Origin of the sequence: Bradyrhizobium sp. HKCCYLR20261, assembly GCF_051168435.1 — a bacterium.
Classification (GTDB): Bacteria; Pseudomonadota; Alphaproteobacteria; order Rhizobiales; family Xanthobacteraceae; genus Bradyrhizobium.
Window position 1 is genome coordinate 515,330 of the sequence record NZ_JBNPUZ010000003.1, and the last position, 16,683, is coordinate 532,012.

The 16,683-nt window shown below is 66.0% G+C and carries 12 protein-coding genes; 1 reads left to right on the top strand and 11 read right to left on the bottom strand.

From position 1 onward, the window contains the following. Positions 1–54: 54 nt before the first annotated feature. The 4 genes from ACQR1L_RS09540 to ACQR1L_RS09555 all read right to left on the bottom strand — a co-directional run bounded on the left by ACQR1L_RS09540 (position 55) and on the right by ACQR1L_RS09555 (position 5,626). Positions 55–966 carry an HlyD family secretion protein gene (locus tag ACQR1L_RS09540; RefSeq protein ID WP_434857694.1) on the bottom strand — a complete coding sequence of 304 codons (912 nt, stop codon included), beginning with the start codon at positions 964–966 and terminating at the stop codon, positions 55–57. Positions 967–1,019: 53 nt separating this feature from the next. Further along, positions 1,020–3,341: an ABC transporter permease gene (locus ACQR1L_RS09545; RefSeq protein ID WP_434857695.1), complete on the bottom strand. Its 2,322-nt coding sequence runs from the start codon at positions 3,339–3,341 to the stop codon at positions 1,020–1,022. Further along, positions 3,341–4,402 carry an HlyD family secretion protein gene (locus ACQR1L_RS09550; RefSeq protein ID WP_434857696.1) on the bottom strand — a complete coding sequence of 354 codons (1,062 nt, stop codon included), beginning with the start codon at positions 4,400–4,402 and terminating at the stop codon, positions 3,341–3,343. The genes ACQR1L_RS09545 and ACQR1L_RS09550 overlap by 1 nt, the downstream gene beginning before the upstream one ends. A 318-nt stretch (positions 4,403–4,720) precedes the next feature. Next, a complete protein-coding gene (locus tag ACQR1L_RS09555) occupies positions 4,721–5,626 on the bottom strand; it encodes an MBL fold metallo-hydrolase (RefSeq protein WP_434857697.1) in 906 nt (301 codons plus the stop codon). Positions 5,627–5,803: 177 nt separating this feature from the next. On the opposite strand from ACQR1L_RS09555, the gene dinB reads away from it, so the two are divergent. After that, complete coding sequence (dinB, locus tag ACQR1L_RS09560; RefSeq protein WP_434857812.1) at positions 5,804–6,910, top strand: DNA polymerase IV; 1,107 nt, start codon at positions 5,804–5,806, stop codon at positions 6,908–6,910. A 40-nt stretch (positions 6,911–6,950) separates the two neighbouring features. On the opposite strand, the gene ACQR1L_RS09565 is transcribed toward dinB, so the two are convergent. The 7 genes from ACQR1L_RS09565 to ACQR1L_RS09595 form a co-directional block, all read right to left on the bottom strand. Continuing rightward, positions 6,951–7,943 carry a LysR substrate-binding domain-containing protein gene (locus ACQR1L_RS09565; RefSeq protein ID WP_434857698.1) on the bottom strand — a complete coding sequence of 331 codons (993 nt, stop codon included), beginning with the start codon at positions 7,941–7,943 and terminating at the stop codon, positions 6,951–6,953. Between the two features lie 166 nt (positions 7,944–8,109). Next, positions 8,110–9,246 carry a CaiB/BaiF CoA transferase family protein gene (locus ACQR1L_RS09570; protein WP_434857699.1) on the bottom strand — a complete coding sequence of 379 codons (1,137 nt, stop codon included), beginning with the start codon at positions 9,244–9,246 and terminating at the stop codon, positions 8,110–8,112. Between the two features lie 29 nt (positions 9,247–9,275). Beyond that, entirely contained in the window at positions 9,276–10,754 is a 1,479-nt protein-coding gene (locus ACQR1L_RS09575) for an aldehyde dehydrogenase (protein WP_434857700.1), read from the bottom strand. Positions 10,755–10,783: 29 nt separating this feature from the next. Further along, positions 10,784–11,911: a zinc-dependent alcohol dehydrogenase family protein gene (locus ACQR1L_RS09580; protein ID WP_434857701.1), complete on the bottom strand. Its 1,128-nt coding sequence runs from the start codon at positions 11,909–11,911 to the stop codon at positions 10,784–10,786. 33 nt (positions 11,912–11,944) lie between these two features. After that, positions 11,945–13,444: a sugar ABC transporter ATP-binding protein gene (locus ACQR1L_RS09585; RefSeq protein WP_434857702.1), complete on the bottom strand. Its 1,500-nt coding sequence runs from the start codon at positions 13,442–13,444 to the stop codon at positions 11,945–11,947. Next, entirely contained in the window at positions 13,444–14,541 is a 1,098-nt protein-coding gene (locus ACQR1L_RS09590; RefSeq protein ID WP_434857703.1) for a strictosidine synthase, read from the bottom strand. Before ACQR1L_RS09590 ends, ACQR1L_RS09585 begins: the two co-directional genes overlap by 1 nt. After that, entirely contained in the window at positions 14,538–16,658 is a 2,121-nt protein-coding gene (locus ACQR1L_RS09595; protein ID WP_434857704.1) for an ABC transporter permease, read from the bottom strand. The genes ACQR1L_RS09590 and ACQR1L_RS09595 overlap by 4 nt, the downstream gene beginning before the upstream one ends. Between the last annotated feature and the right edge of the window lie 25 nt (positions 16,659–16,683).

Here is a 16,683-nt window from a genome sequence, read left to right on the forward strand (position 1 = left end):
GCAACCGTGGATCGATGCGCAAGGACGATTCGCGCGAATGTCGGGAGGTCGGCGTCATCGTTCGATCCACACCGTCATTCCGGGCTCCAGGTCGGCCCTGTCGCTTGAAGGATCGACGCGCAGCCTGAGGGTGTTTCGGTCATGATCGCCGACGACCCTGCGGGCCTGCCATGTCGCGAACGCGCCAAGCCGGCGGATTTCGGTGACGGATCCGGTGACGATCTCACGGCTTCCTGCACGGCCGACCCTGACACCGCGCCCGACCGCAAGTCCTTCGAGATGATCCTCGCGCACGTTGAAGGACAGCCATGTCCTGCCGCTCGCTTCGAGCGTCAGAACGGGTTGCCCCGCTCGCACGTTCTCGCCCACTTCCGCAACGACGACGCTGACGATGCCGTCCGCCGGCGCGCGCAGCACGGTCTTGTCCAGCTTGCGCGCGAGCACCTCCACCGCCGCCGACGCGGCCTGGACCTGAGCCTCCGCAATCGCGCGCTCCTGGGGCGTCGGCCCTGCCACCGCCGCATCATACAGAGCCTGGGCTTGAGCGACATCCATCGAGGCGGTGTCGGCGTCGTGTTGCGCCTGGTCGAGCGCCTGCAGCGATTCGACGTTCTGGCGTGTCAGCGAGCTCGTTCGCGCCAATTGCAGCTGCATGAAGTCGAGGCGAGCACTGGCCTTGGATATTCCGCTTCGCAGCGAATCGACCTGCTCGCGCCGCACGCCGGCAAGGACATGGTCCCGGTTCGCAATCGCCGCCGCCAGCGCGGCACGGGCCTGGTCGAGCTGGGCCGTGAGCTCCACCGCGGACAATGTGGCCAGCACATCGCCGGCATGAACGCGCATGCCTTTGCGGACCTCCATCGCGGCCAACTGGCCGCCGACTTCCGGGGCGAGTCCAATCTCGGTGGCGCGAACGACGCCCACGATGGCCGGCACCGGCTCGTCAGCCGCCGTCTCGTAGATCACGAGGCCCGCGGCGACGACGACGACAAGAGACGCGGCGACGATGGACTTGACCTTCATGATGCCAGCCTCTTCCTGGTCAGGCCCGCGAGGCTCGCGGCAAGGCCGAAATACACGACCGCAAGGCACCACAAGCCGAGCCAACTGGATGCGACGTCCCACAGGCTCGCACCAAGCTGATTGATGCGGACCAGCCCGTCGATCGCGAAATCAGCCGGAAAGATCCGACCGAAGGCGAGTGCGATGTCGGGTATCGCCTCTCGCGGCCATGCGAAGCCGGTCATGAAGAATAGCGGCAAGCTCGTCGCCAACAGCAGCAGTGTGGCATTCTCCGGCCGCGTGAGCAGCGTGCCGATCGCCTGCCCCAGAAAGCTGGTCGCGAGCAGGAACAGCGACGCGAGGGCGAACAGCTGGGGGAGCTGCCCCAGGGTCGAGAAGCCATAGACGCGCGGGAGCACGATCAGATAGAGCGCAAGCGCGGGCAGGCAAAGGGTCAGGTGCGCACAGCCACGGCCCGCCACCCCGGCCAACACATTGCCGCCACCGCGCAACGCCTCGCGCGTCAGCATCGCGACACCGATCAGAAGGGTCTGCTGCAGAATGAGAATGAAGACGGCGGGAACGATATAGCTGGCATAGCCGCCAACCGGATTGAAGATCGGCTGCAACAGGACGTCCGCAGGGCTGGTCGCGGCGAGCTTCGCCTTGACGAGACTGCCTTCGGACCGGCCGCCCTTGGACACGAGCTCGGAGGTCAAGCTGCCGATAGCCGTCGCCACACCGCTCGCGGTCGACCGGAAGATGAAGAGATAGGTGGCATCCGCATAGACGGGAATGTGGACGTTGAGCCCTTTGAGGAGATCGCGCTCCGTGCCCGACGGCACCTCGACGGCCGCGAAGGCCAGTCCGCGGTCGATGAATTCGCGAGCCTCGGCCAGGGTTCGGGGTCGTGCGACCACCCGCAATGCGCCGCTCGCGTCCAGCATCTCGGCCAGCCGGCGGCTGATGTCGCTCATGTCGTTGTCGACGACGGCGATCGGCAGCTTGCGCAGGATCTGATTGAGATAGGGCTGCGGGTAATAGAGGCCATAGATGATCGGCGCGAGGATGATGATGGTGAAGGCGCTGCGGTTGCCGAGCACGCGGCGCCACTCCGCCAGAAAGGCACCGCCGACGCCGGCCGTGCGCATCTCGTCCATGGTTGGCTCGCCGGGAACGTCCCGATCGCCCGGAAGGCTCCGGCTCACGCGCCGCATGAGCAGAACAGCGAGCGTGGCGTAGAGCGCTGTCAGGCCAGCGAGCATGGCAAACGAGGCCGCGGACTCCGCCACCGGGAGACCGCGCGCCGCCTGGCCCAACAGCACCGACATGTACCAGCGCAATGGCAGAACCACGCTCAGGCCCTGCGCAAACATGTTCATGCCGCTGATCGGGAAACCGACGCCGGCGTAGCCGAAGGCGGGCGAGACCAGCAGTCCCGTCAGGCCCAGGCCTGTCGCCAGGTCACGCGCCAGCAATTGCAGAAGCGCACCGAGCGAGAGATAGGAGACGATCAGAAGGACTCCCGAGGCCACCATCATCGGCAGATCGCCCTTGAAGGGAATCTCCAGCACGCCCTCCAGCAAGAGCGGCACTGCGAACATCATCACCGCGAACAGGCCGAGCAGCGGCGCCAGCTTTCCCGCCAGGGCCACGAGCGGATTTCCGCCCGCGCATACGATCCATTCCCGCGCATTTCGCTGGCGGAATTCGGAGCCGACCGAATAGCCGGCGGCCACGGCGACGATGACGTGGACGACCATCGGCAGCAATGTTCGCAGCAGGAACTGAGCGTAGTTCTTCTGCGGATTGACCAGCGTGATGGTCTCGCTGACCATCGTCCCCATGGAGGCCGGCGATGGCGCAGTGCGGCCCGCGGGAGCGGCCGCGACGGCCGCCGCCGACAAGCTGTCGCTGATTCCTGCGGAAGCGATGCCCGCCGCCGTCAGGAATTGCTGGTCGTAGAAGCCGACCACCTGCGGCCGCCGCTGAGCCTTCAGGTCGCGTTCGAAATTGGGAGGGATATACACTGCGGAGATCGACTTGCCGGATCTGAGATCCTCCACCGCGTCCGACAGCGACGCAGAGCGGCCGACGATGCGCAGACTTGGCGATGCCGCAATGTATTCCGTGAGTGCATCCGAGGCATCCGACCTGTCTTCATCGACGACGGTGACGCCGAGCCCGCGGATGACGGACTGGCTGAACACGGTCGTGAGAACCAGGAACGCAAACAGCGGGACGCCGAAGATCAGGATCAGGGCGACGCGATCATGAACGAGCCATCGGCACTCGCGCCGGGCGACGCACAGGAAGCCGGAAGCGGATGACGTGCCCATCAGCGCGACCGCCAATCCAGATAGGCGCTCATGCCCGGCCGCAGCTCGGGGACCGGCTGCACCGGATAGGCGCGGACCGAGAACGTGCGCAGATCGAAGTCACCCGTGGCCCGCGTCGCGCGCCAGCTCACATACTCTCCCTTCGACGCGATCAGCTTGACGGCCACCGTGACCTTGCGGTCCCCGAGCGCGGGAATCCGCACGTCGAACCGGTCGCCGACCTTCACCTCCTTCAAGAGGTCTTCACGGAGATCGAAGTGGATCCAGAGATCGTCGAGATTGATCAGCGACATCAGCGGCACGCCGGGGGCAACATATTCGCCGGGCTCGACGTTGCGCTGATAGACCTGGGAGGCGATCGGCGCCTGGACGACGAGTTGATCGATGATCGACTGAACCGTCCTGATATCCGCTTCTGCCTTCTCCACGTTCGCCTTGGCGATGTTGCGCTCCTCCTTGGTATAGCCATTGACGGCCTGGTCGTAGGCGGACTGGGCCTGATCCACGGCTCGCTCGCTCTCATGAAGAGAGTCGGTTGCCTGGTCGAGACGGGCCTGTGGCGCATTGCCCTGCTCGGTCAGGGTCCGGACGCGATCGAACGTCTTCTGCGCGAGAACCAGGTTGGCCTGCGCCCGCGACAACTCGGCCTTCCGCGCCGCCACGGTTTCCGGCCGCGTCCCCGCCGTGACATTGGCGAGCTGGGCGTCCGCGACCGCCTTGCCCGCCTTCATCTGATCGCGCTTGGCGACCGTCTCCGGATTGTCGATGCTGACCAGAACGGCTCCGGCGGCGACGTTCTCACCGCGCGCGACCGGCACGTCCTTCACCCGGCCGTCGACGCGCGCCGCGATATCGAAACGCGTGGCGTCGACCTCGCCCTGAACGAGCAGCGGCTGCGGCTTCAACAGGTAGAACACGGAAAGGCCTGCCACGGCCGCCGCGATCAGCACCACGATGGCAAAGGGGACCGCCGTCGCGCCGCCGCGTAGCGCGCGGTTTCCGGGAGCGGAGGGCTGCCGCGCTTCCACGCTGGCCGTGTTTTCCATGTACGACTCTGTCATCGGGACGATCGCTCGGTCCGCGCCTTCGCAACTGAAAGGGTGAGCGCTTCCGGCGAGCCGGCGTGGCGTACGGAGCGATCGGGTCGGTGAGATGTTTTTCTACAAGCGCAGGATAGGCCGCCTCGCTGCTTGCGATATTGCGCGTCATTGCGCTGAGTTGAACGAAATTGCTCGGCGACAGGTTCGTACACCCGAACTCGGCGACATTCTCGAGCAGGACACCATCGGGATCGGGCTGCCGATCCCAGCGCTCCTCCACGGCCCTGCTCGCGGACTCCCGCGGCGAATCCCGTCGGCCGGGTCGCCGGCGCGCCACGGCTAAACGATGATGCGATCGAGGTCGCTGGCGATACGGCTGGCTGGAAAGATCGCCTTGGCTTCGCCGAGAATCTCTTCGTCGCCATAGCGGCCGGAAATGTGGTTCAGCACGAGCTGGCCGACATTGGCGCGCGCGGCAAGCATGGCAGCCTCGGCCGCCGTGAGGTGTCCATAGTCGCGCGCCGTGGCGGTGTCGCGCGCAAGGAAGGTCGCCTCGATCACCAGCAAATCCGCGTCGCGGACGTGCTCATCTAGTCCATCGGTCGTTTCGGTATCGCCGACGATGACGAGCTTCTTGCCGCCGGCCGGCGGACCAAGGACATCCTCAGGCCGGATGGTACGGCCGTCATCCAGTGTGACCGTCTGTCCCTCCGCCAAATTCTTTCGGATCGGCCCGTCAGGAACGGCAAGGGCGGTCAGACGGTCGGACCGCAAATGGCGGCGCGGCGGTCTCGTGAACGCAAATCCGAAACTGTCGGTGTCGCGATGCCGGACCGGGAAGCAGTCGATCGCGAACTCGCCCGTGTCGAGAACCTCTCCGTGCGCGAGCGGAACGAACTGCAGCGAAATCGGCGCACGGCCGTCGCCCCAAAATCCGGCGAGCATCCGGATCACGACGTCGAGCGTACCGGCGCTCGCATGAACATGCATGATGTCGTCACTCCTGCGCAGCCGCAGGGTGGAGAACAGCCCGGGAAGGCCGAGGATGTGGTCGAAATGACCGTGCGTGAGCAGGATGCGGTCCAGCCGCCGGAAACCTGCGCCGCTGCGCAGCAGCTGGCGTTGAGTCCCCTCGCCGCAATCGACGAGCAGGCGCTGCCCGCCGGCCTGAATCAGGAGACCCGGATGGTTGCGGTCCTCAGAAGGGACGCTGGCTGAGGTTCCAAGGAATGTCAGCTCGAACATGCGGTGTCAGGCCTGATCAGGATGCAGCACGTCAGCCAGCGTTCTCGTGTCAATCACCCGGTCCTCCTCGGTCTCGCGCGCGTTGTCGCTGCCGAACCGCGCCCGTGTCAAACAGGCATTGTTTACGATGTCCCCTGATCGGCAGACTTTGTCGCCAAGCTCTGATAAATGACGATCATGCCAAGCTCCGGTCCGGACCCGGATGCCGCGCCGACGGTCATCCGCAAAATCATCCACATCGACATGGATGCATTCTATGCGTCGGTCGAGCAGCGCGACAATCCCGAGCTGCGCGGCAAGCCCGTTGCCGTCGGCGGCTCGCGCGAACGTGGCGTGGTGGCGGCCGCGAGCTATGAGGCGCGCAAGTTCGGCGTGCGCTCGGCGATGCCCTCCGTGACCGCCAAGCGGCTGTGCCCGGACCTGATCTTCGTCAGGCCGCGCTTCGAGGTCTACAAGGCGATCAGCCAGCAGATCCGCGCCATCTTCGCCGAGCACACGCCGGTGATCGAGCCGCTGTCGCTCGACGAGGCCTATCTCGACGTCACCGACAATCTGCAGGGCATTCCGCTGGCGCGCGACATCGCGTTGCAGATCCGCGCGAGGATCAAGGCGGAAACGGACCTCAATGCCTCGGCCGGCATCTCTTACAACAAGTTCCTGGCGAAGCTCGCGTCCGACCACCGCAAGCCCAATGGGCAATACGTGATCTCCCCGGAGATGGGGGCGGCTTTCGTGGCGGACCTGCCGGTCGGCAAGTTTCACGGCATCGGCCCAGCCACCGCAGCGAAGTTCAATGGGCTCGGCATCCATACCGGCCTCGACATCCGCAACCAGACCCTGCCCTTCCTGCAACAGCATTTCGGCAAGGCCGGCGGCTATTACTACTGGATCTCGCGCGGGGTCGATCATCGCCCTGTCAGGGCCAATCGCATCCGCAAATCGGTCGGCGCCGAAAACACTTTTGCCGTTGACCTGACCGCATTCGAGCCGATGGCCGCTGAACTGCAGCCGCTGATCGACAAGGTCTGGCGCTACTGTGAAGCGACCGGCAACAGAGGCCGCACGGTCACGCTGAAGATCAAGTTTGCCGACTTCGAGATCATCACGCGCAGCAGGTCGGCCATCACGGCGGTCTCCAGTCGCGGCGAACTCGAACGTTTGTCCCTGGCGCTGCTGCAAGGCGAGATGCCCCTGCCTAAGCCGGTTCGGCTCCTCGGAATCTCCTTGTCATCGCTGCAGGAGACCAGCGACAGCGTCGAGACGCAGCTGGCGATGCCGATCTGATCCGGGTGACGAGATCCGTCCCGCGTTGCCTACGCCAGGCTCAACGCTTTCTGCCGCTCTGCCGAGACATCGCCGCATCCGGCTCCGACCCGGTCTGCAAGGCGCGCGCGCCGTTCCACTTGCCCTTCGCGACGAGGTTGAGCAGCACCGTGCGGCAGAGCGCGTGCACGCTCGACACGGCGTGGCTGAGCGGCCGGTCGACGGGATGCGCCAGATGCACCGAGCGCTTGATCTCAGGCTGCGTGATCGGCCACGCCAGCAGGCGTTCGTTCTGCACGTCGCGGGCAATCGAATTATAGGGCAGCACCGAATAGCCGATGCCCTCCTCCACGAGGCCTTTGATATTCGCGTACGAGTCGACCTCGATCACCGGATCGAGCGACAGGCCGCGCGCGGACGCCTCGCGCTCCAGCAGCATGCGCAGGCCGTGGTCGGCGCTCGGCAGGATCAGCGGCAGCTGCGTCACATCGGCATAGGCCACGGCGCCCGAGGCGGGCGGCTTGACGCCTGACGGCGGCCTCATCGGACCGAGCAGCCAGAGCTCCTCGGTGATCACCTCCGACGAGTTGAGCGCGCTGTCGCTGACCGGCTGATACAGCACGGCGAGATCGATGCGGCCCTCGCGGATCCACTCGGTGACGAAGCCGCTCATCGCCTCTGCGACGCACAGCTTGATCTTGGGAAAGCGCTTGCGCACCTCGATGATCAGCGGCACCGACAGGATCTGGCTGATCGTCCCGGGCAGCCCGAGCCGCACCTCGCCGGACGGCTCCGCCTCCTGGCCCTTGATCTCGTGCCGCGCGATCGAGAGCTGGTCGATGACGATACGCGCATGGCGGATCAGGATCTCGCCGGCTTCGGTCGCGACGACGCCCTGCGGACTGCGAAACAGCAGCGCCGAGCCGAGCTCCGCCTCCATGTTGCGGACATGCAGGCTGAGCGCCGGCTGCGCAACGTTCAGGGTCTCGGCCGCCTTGGAAAAGGAGCCCTGCTCGACGATCGCAATGAAATAGCGAAGCTGCCGCAGGTCCATTTCCGTCCCAACATTCCTGTATGTCTGCCATAACTTTTCGCTATGTCCAGCATACACACGATCAAGGAACGCTATAGATCAGCGGCATCAGGAGGCTGTCAAGCGAGCCCGTCGCGCAGCCGGATTGCAAGCCACGCGTGGGCTCGCTCGCAGAGGCGGCGTTGCTCTAGTCCTGCGGCTTGGGCGCGAATTCGCGGCGCAAACGTTCGCCATGCGCATCGAGCGCCGGGATTGGTCCGAACGCGGGCACCTGCCCGTCCGCGACGGCGCCGGGAGCCATCAGCACCACGGGCCCTGTCGGCGTATCGATCTCGATATAGCGGTTCTGCGGATGCTCGGCGAAGTCGGCCAAAGTGGAAACTCGTCCGAACGCGAGCCGGGCATCGTTGAGTAATTTGATTGCGCGATCGAGATCCATGCTCAGCAGAATCGGCCCGATCTCGGCATCGAGCGCCGCGCGGTTCTTCACGCGCTCACCATTGTTCAGGAAGCGCGGATCGGTGGCGAGGCTTGGCCGCTTGAGCACGTCGCGGCACAGGATCACCCATTCCCGCTCGTTCTGGATCGCGATCAGGATCGAGCGGCCGCCGCCGCAGGCATAGCTGCCATAGGGCGCGATCGTCGGATGATGCAGCCCGACCCGGCCGATCGGCACGCCGCCATAGGCATATTGCAGATACGGCACGTTCATCCAGTCGGCCATCGCGTGAAACAGCGACACCGTGATGTGGCGGCCGCGGCCGGTGCGCTCGCGCGCATACAGCGCCTGGAAGATCGCCTGCGTCGCGGTCATCCCGGCATTGATGTCGCAGACGGAGACGCCGACGCGCGCCGCGCCATATTCATTGCCGGTGATGTTGGCGAGCCCGCTCTCGCCCTGCACCAGCAGGTCATAGGCCTTGGCGTCGCGCAGCGGACCTTCGTCGCCATAGCCGGAGATGGCGCAAGTAATCAGCCGCTCATGCCTGGCCCGCAGCGCCTGCATCGAGAAGCCGAGCCGGTCGATCGCGCCCGGTGCGAGGTTCTGGATGAAGACGTCGGCCTGCGCCAGCATCGCTGCCAGCACCGCCTTGTCGCCGTCATCGGCGAGGTTCAGCGCAATCGATTCCTTGCCGCGATTGAGCCAGACGAAATAGGCGCTCTCGCCATGGACGAAATGATCGTACTCCCGGGAGAAATCGCCCTCGGGACGCTCGATCTTGATGACGCGGGCGCCGGCGTCGGCCAGCTTGCAGGAGGCGTAGGCTGCCGCCACCGCCTGCTCGATCGACACAACCAGCAGTCCCTCGAAGTCGGCAGCCATCGTCCCTCATCGCTTCCGGTTGCGGCGCGCTAACGCATCACGAACGGGTTCGGCACATCCTTGCCATAAGACATCCAGACACATTTCGTTTCCAGATATTCCATGATCGCCTCCTGTCCGCTCTCCCGGCCGATGCCAGAGGCCTTGAAGCCGCCGAACGGCGCCATGTAGCTGACGGCGCGATAGGTGTTGGTCCAGACCGTGCCGGCGCGCAGCCGCTTGGCCGCGGTGAAGGCTCGGCGCTGATCATTGGTCCAGACACCGGCGGCGAGGCCGTAAGCCGTGTCGTTGGCGATCGCAAAGGCCTCGTCATCCTCGCGGAACTTGATCACCGAGAGCACCGGGCCGAACACTTCCTCCTGCGCGATCCGCATCGCATTGTGGACGCCGGCGAACACCGTCGGCTCGACGAACCAGCCTTGGCCGCATTCCGGACGGCTGGCCGGCTTGCCGCCCATGACGCATTCGGCGCCCTCCTCGCGCGCCATCGCGATGCAGGACAGCACGCGCTGATATTGCGGCTGCGTGGTCACTGGTCCCACCTGGGTGTCCATGTTCATCGGATCGCCCATCCGCGCGGTCTGCGCGAGCGCGACGAACTTCTCCAGGAAGGCGTCGTGGATGCTCTCATGCACCAGGAGGCGCGAGCCGGCGATGCAGGTCTGGCCCGTGGCGGCGAAGATGCCGGACACCACGCCCTTCACGGCATTGTCGAGATCGGCGTCAGGGAAGACGAGCTGCGCCGACTTGCCGCCGAGCTCCAGGGTGGTGCGCTTGAAGGTCTGCGCCGCGTTGCGCAGCACGTGGCGGCCGGAATTCTCGCCGCCGGTGAAGGCGATCTTGTCGACGCCCTTGTGGCTGGTCAGCGGCTCGCCGACATCGGCGCCGAAACCGGTGACGACGTTGAGCACGCCCTGCGGAAAGCCCGCCTCCTCCACCAGCCGCATCAGCTCGAGCGTCGAGGCGGAGGTGAACTCCGACGGCTTGATGACGATGGTACAGCCGGCCGCGAGCGCCGGCGCGAGCTTCCAGGTCGCCAGCAGCAGCGGCGAATTCCACGGCGTGATCGCCGCGACGACGCCGACCGGCTCATGGCGCGTGTAGGTGAACATGTCGGGCTTGTCGATCGGCACGACCGCGCCTTCGATCTTGTCGGCGAGCCCGCCGAAGTATTGAAACCATTGCGGGATGTAGCCGACCTGGCCGCGCATCTCCGCATAGAGCTTGCCGTTGTCCTGCACCTCGACGGCGGCGAGCTGATCGGCGTCGCGCGCGATCAGGTCGCCGAACCTGCGCAGCAGCTGGCCGCGCTGCGACGGATGCATGGTGGCCCACTCGCCCTGCTCCAGCGCCCGGCGCGCCGCGGCGACAGCCAGATCGACATCACGCGCATCGCATTTGGGGATCAGGGCCCAAGGCTGGGCCAGGTACGGATCGAAGCTCTCGAAATAATCGCCGGACGCCGGCTGATGCCATTGGCCGTCGATGAAACATTGATAGCGCCGCATGGGCTCAATCCTGCTCATGTGAAAATCTCTCAGTTGAATTCCACGACCTGGCGGATCGCGCTGCCGTCGGCGAGGCGATCGAAGCCGGCGTTGATGTCGTCGAGCTTGATGCGATGGGTCAGCAATTTGTCGACCGGCAGGCGGCCGCGATGATAGAGGCCGAGGAAGCGCGGGATGTCGCGCGACGGCACGCCGGAGCCGAGATAGCTGCCCTTGAGCGTGCGCTCCTCGGCGACCAAGGAGACGGCCGGCAGCGACAGCACCGCCTTGGGGTTCGGCAGGCCGGCGGTCACCGTGGTGCCGCCGCGACGGGTGATCGCGTAGCTCATCTCCAGCGCCTTGACGGAACCGGCGAACTCCAGCGCGGCATCGACACCGCCCTTGGTCGCTTCCTTGACCTTCGCGACCAGATCGGGATCGGCGCCATGGAAGGTGTGGGTCGCGCCGAGCTCCCGCGCGAGCGCGAGCTTCGGCTCGAACATGTCGATCGCGATCACGCTCTCCGCGCCGATCGCGACCGCGCCCATCACGGCAGCGAGCCCGACGCCTCCGAGCCCGATGATCGCCGCCTTGCCGCCCGGTCCGACATCGCCGCCGTTGAAGACCGCGCCGGTGCCGGTCAGCACCGCGCAGCCCATCAGGGCTGCGATGTGCAGCGGCACCTCCTTCTGCACTTTCACGAGCGAGCGGCGCGACATCGTGGCGTATTCGGCGAAGCACGACACGCCGCAATGATGATGCACCCTCTCCTCGGCGCGGTGCAGCCGGAAGCCGCCGCTGAGCAGATCGCCCTTGCCGTTGTGCTCGGCGCCCGGCTCGCACAGCGCCGGCCGCCCTTGCGCACATGGCGCGCAATGGCCGCAGCTCGGCACGAACACGCAGACGACGTGATCGCCGCGCACGAGATCATCGACGCTGGCGCCGACCTCCTCGACCACGCCCGACGCCTCGTGGCCAAGCACCATCGGCAGCGGGCGCGGCCGGTCGCCATTGATCACCGAGAGATCGGAGTGGCACAGGCCGGCGGCGGCGATGCGCACCAGCACCTCGCCGGGACCTGGACCATCGAGCTCGACCTCCTGAATGCGGAGGGGACGCGAGGCGGCATAGGGTCCGGCGAGGCCCATGTCCTCGAGAACGGCGGCCCTGATCTTCATGATGTCATTCCCTTGAACTCTGCGGCCTGTCGCTCAGTGGACGGCCGCGTACATGATCTTCTCCTCGGTCGCCTCGTCGGCCGAGAACTCCTCGACGACGCGGCCCTGGCGCGACACCAGGATGCGGTCGGCGAGGTTGAGGATTTCCGGCAGGTAGGACGAGATCACGACCACCGCGAGCCCGGCATCCGCCAGCTCGTTGATGACGTGGTGCAACTCGGCGATCGCGCCGACGTCGACGCCGCGCGTCGGCTCGTCGAAAATGACGAGCTTCGGCTCCTGCACCAGCGAGCGCGCGATGACGACCTTCTGCTGATTGCCGCCGGACAGCTCGACCACGCGCGCCGCATTGCTGATCGCGCGCACATTGAGCCGCTTGGTCCAAGTCGCGGCCAGTTCCATCATCTCGGCGTAGGAGATCACGACGCTCTTGTTGAGATCGGCGGCCAGGAGATTGAGATAGATGTTCTCGGCGATCGACTTGGTCTCGAAGAATCCTTCGATCTTGCGGTCCTCGGTGACGTAGACGATGCCGTCGCGCACCGCCTGGCGCGGCACTCGGTAGCGGACCGAGCGCCCGTCCAGCTTGACCTCGCCGCCATGGAAGAAGTCGCGCTTGACCACGCCGGAGATGATCTTGGCGGTCTCGGTGCGCCCCGATCCGATCAGGCCGAAGATGCCGGTGATCTGGCCGGCATAGACCGAGAACGAGTTGTTGCGGACCATGCGGCCCATCGACAGGTTCTGCACGCTCAGCATCTTGCGGCCATACGGCCGCGTGGCGTGATCGTCCCCCGCCTTGCCGTAGAGCTCGTCGGACAGCGTGCGGCCGACCATCGCGGTGATGATCTTGTCGCGGTCGAAATTCTTCGCGTCGTCGGTCACGACATGCTGGCCGTCGCGCATGATGGTGATGCGATCGGAGATCGACAGCGCCTCCTCCAGCGCGTGCGAGATGAAGATGATCGAAACGCCATCGCGCTTCAGCCGCTTCACCAGCGCGAAGAAGTGGTGCTTCTCCTCCGGCGTCAAGGTCGCCGTGGGCTCGTCGAAGATGATGACGCGGGCCTTGTGGTGCACGGCGCGCGCGATCTCGACCATCTGCTTCTGCGCCGCGCCGAGCTGCGACACATACATCGTCGGATCGACGCCGAAATTCAGCGACTGCAGAAATTGCTGGGCGGCGATGTAGATGCCGCGCAGCCGGTTCAGGAACTTCTCATTGCCGAGATAGATGTTCTGCGCCACCGTGAGCGACGGCACCAGGCTGGTCTCCTGGAACACCATCGCGATGCCGCTGCGCAGCGCCTCCGCCGGCGTCTTGAACGAGACCTTCGCACCGTTGACGATCAGCTCGCCGCTGGTGACCTCGTAGACGCCGGCCATGATCTTGGTCAGCGTCGACTTGCCGGCGCCGTTCTCGCCGAGCAGCGCATGGACCTCGCCCGGCCGCAGGTCGAACGAGATGCTGCGCAGCGCCGGAATGCCGTGGAATTCCTTGGTGACGTTCTTCAGTTCGACGACCGGCTGCATCACTTCCCCTCCCGGCCCACGCGATCGATCGCGATGATCTCGTCGCCGCCCTTCGCGGTCAGCCAGAGACGTCCATCCAACTCCACCGCCGACGTGATGCCGTGACGTTTGCCGCCGGCACGGCTGTGCAGGCTTTGCAGCGGCACGAAATTGGCGTCGAGCTCGATGACGAGCCCGTAGGACAAGGTCGGAGCCCACGGCTTGAGGATACCCATCTGCTTCAGCGCGCCGCCCTGCATCGGCTCGTGGAACGAGACGCCGCTGCGCAGCGCCGGCGCGATCCAATAGGCCGGCGGCACCTCGGCCAGCATGGCGCGGCGGTAAGCGTCCTCGCGCAGCACGAACTCGATCAGCGGGCTGCGCGGCGCGAATACCGTGAGCCAATAGCCGCCGCGCGCCGACGGCGCGACGCGGCCGGGATAACCGGGCAGATCGTCGAGCACGACCGCGAGCTCGCGGCCATCGGCAGCGCGGCGCACCAGCCGGACATCCCAGGCCTCGCTGACGATCAGCGACCGATCGGCCGCGACCACGACGCCATTGGGATAGCCGAGCCCGGCAGCGAGCCGCTTTGCCTCGCGCTTCACCAGATCGAGCTTCCATACCTCGCCGGCGCGGCGATGCTCCATCAGGTCGCGCTGCCACGTATCGAGGCCGGTCTCGACCGAGCCGACGCAGACAATGAGGCTGGTCTCGTCGGCGAACGTCATCGACGTGATGCACGCCGTCGGCCAGCCGCTTCTCCGGCCAGCATTGGTGACGGAGCCATCGCGCGCCAGGATCGAGATGCCCTTGCCCTCGCAGGCCACCGCGATCTGTCCGCGCGGCGACACGGCCAAGGCCGAGATCACGCCATCCAGCGTCGCGACCGCTTCGGGCTCGGCACCAGCGGCTGCGCGAAACAGCCTGACGCCGCTCGACCAGAACACCGCGCCATCGCACGCGACCAGATTGTCCGGCGCGGCGCTTGCGATGCCGCGCGGCGCATCGTCCAGACGATTGTTCGGCTTCAGCGCGCCGTCCAGCGGCGGTACGGTGACCGCGGCGCGGCCGCGTCCGAGGAAGCGCTCCAGCCAGCTTCCGACCAAGGCGTTCATGCCCGCCCCCAATAGCTGCGCATCACGCTCCAGTTCGGATCGGCGTCATCGAGCTTGATGCGGCCGATGCGGTTGTTGGTGATGCCGCCGAGATAGAGATAGCCGCGGTGCTCGCGCATCGAGGTGATCATCGGGTGGTTCTTGGCGCCCTGGTCCCACAGCGACTCCAGCACCTCGCCCTTGTCGTTGAAGCGGATCACGCAGCCGATGTTGAGGTTGGGATACAGCCACTGGTCAGGCGCGATGCGGCGCGCCATCCGGCGGCGGAAGCCGGGCATGCGCAGCGCAAGGTCGAGCGCCGGCGAGCGCATGCCCATGATCGCGCACCAATAGGAACCATCCGAGGCGCGGTTGATGTTGTCGGGATAGCCAGGCAACGCGTCGAGCACACGCTCGACCTGCCCTGCCTTCGGCCCCGAGATCCAGAGACGGCTGACCCGGCAGGCCCAGCTTTCGGCGAACAGCACCGACTGGCCGTCATGGGCGAGACAGACGCCGTTCGGGAAGATCAGGTTGCGCAGCGCCGTATGCGTCTTGCCGGTGTTCGGGTCGTAGCAGATGATCCGGCCGTTGCCGCGGCTCTCCAGCGCATCGACCGGCCAGTCGTGCATCTCGTAGCGGATCGTGGCCTCGCTGAAATAGATCCTGCCATCGGGCGCGATGTCCAAATCGTCGGCCAGGCGCAGCCGGGAATCGTCGACGATGGAGAAGGTCGAGCGGTTGGTCTCGTCGGTGACCTTGCTGACGTTGCGCGCGCGGTCGATCTTGTAGAGCCCCATACCGCCGACGCAGACATGCAGGTCGCCGGCCTTGTCGAACGCCATGCCGAGCGGCGAGCCGCCGATATGGGCGTAGACCTCCCAGGTCTTGTAGTCCGGCGGCGCGAAGCGGACGATGTCACCATGGCGCGTGCCGCAGTACAGGTAGTCCTCGTCGTCGAGGATGACGTCCTCCGGCGACTCAACTTCGCCGAGGCCGATGATCTCGACGGCGCCGAGCCGGTCGTTGAGAGCAAACGCCCCGCCTGTCTCCGCCGACGTTGAACGCGGCGCCGGCAGCTCGACATAGGTCGGCGAGACGTAGACCTTGGACAGCAGCTTGTCGCGGTTCTTGAGCCAGCGCACGTCGATGAACACGGCAAGCAGCAAGGTAAGGCCGAGCACCATCGGCCCCGAACCGCTGTTCAGGCCGATGCGCAGCACGCCGTTGGTCATGACCAGCACGATGACCGCGCCGATCAGCGCCTTCGCCACCGAGCCGCGGCCGCCGCCCAGGCTGTTGCCGCCGAGCACGGCCGCCGTCAGCGCCGAGATCTCCAAGCCCATGCCGGTGTCGGTGCCCGCCCCGCTGAGCCGTGCCGCATAGAGCACGCCGGCCAAGCCGCACAGCATGCCGGAGATCGTATAGGCGGCGCAGACCATGCCGCGCACGGAGAGACCGATGTTGTGTGCCGAGCGGCGCGAGCCGCCGATCGCCATCATGCGCCAGCCCGGCCGGCTGCGCGTCAGCAGCACATGGCCGATCAGCGCGACGACGACCAGGATGATGAAGCTGGACGGCACCTCGGCGAAGCCACCGAGCCCGATCACGTCCCAGACGTCCGACTGGTAGAAGCTGACCGACATCGCCTGCGCGTATTTCAACAGCAACATGTCGACGATGGCGCGGACGATGATCAGGGTCACCAGCGTGGTGAGGAACGCGCGCAACCGCAGGAAGCCGATGAGGTAGCCATTGAGCAGCCCGACGCCGCCGCAGACCAGCACGACTGCGGGGATCGCGAGTCCGACCGGCCAGCCGCCGAGATTGAGCAGCGCCAGCGTCATGAAATTGCCGAGCGCGAAATTGGAGCCGACGCTGAGGTCGATGCCGCCCACGACGATGACGATCATCATCGCCATGCAGACGAGGCCGAACTCGCCGAGCTCGCGGGCGCTGATCGCGAGATTGGCGCCGGTGAAGAAGTTGGGGATCAGCGACCCGAAGACCGCGATCACGCACAGCAGCACCAGGAACGGGATCGCGTTGTCGATCCACTTCTTCGAGAGCAGCTCGCCGATGACGTGGTCCGGAATGAAGCGATATCTCAGCTTCGTCAAAGTACTGGTCGACGCCAAAGGAGCCTCTGAGTGCAGTCGCTTA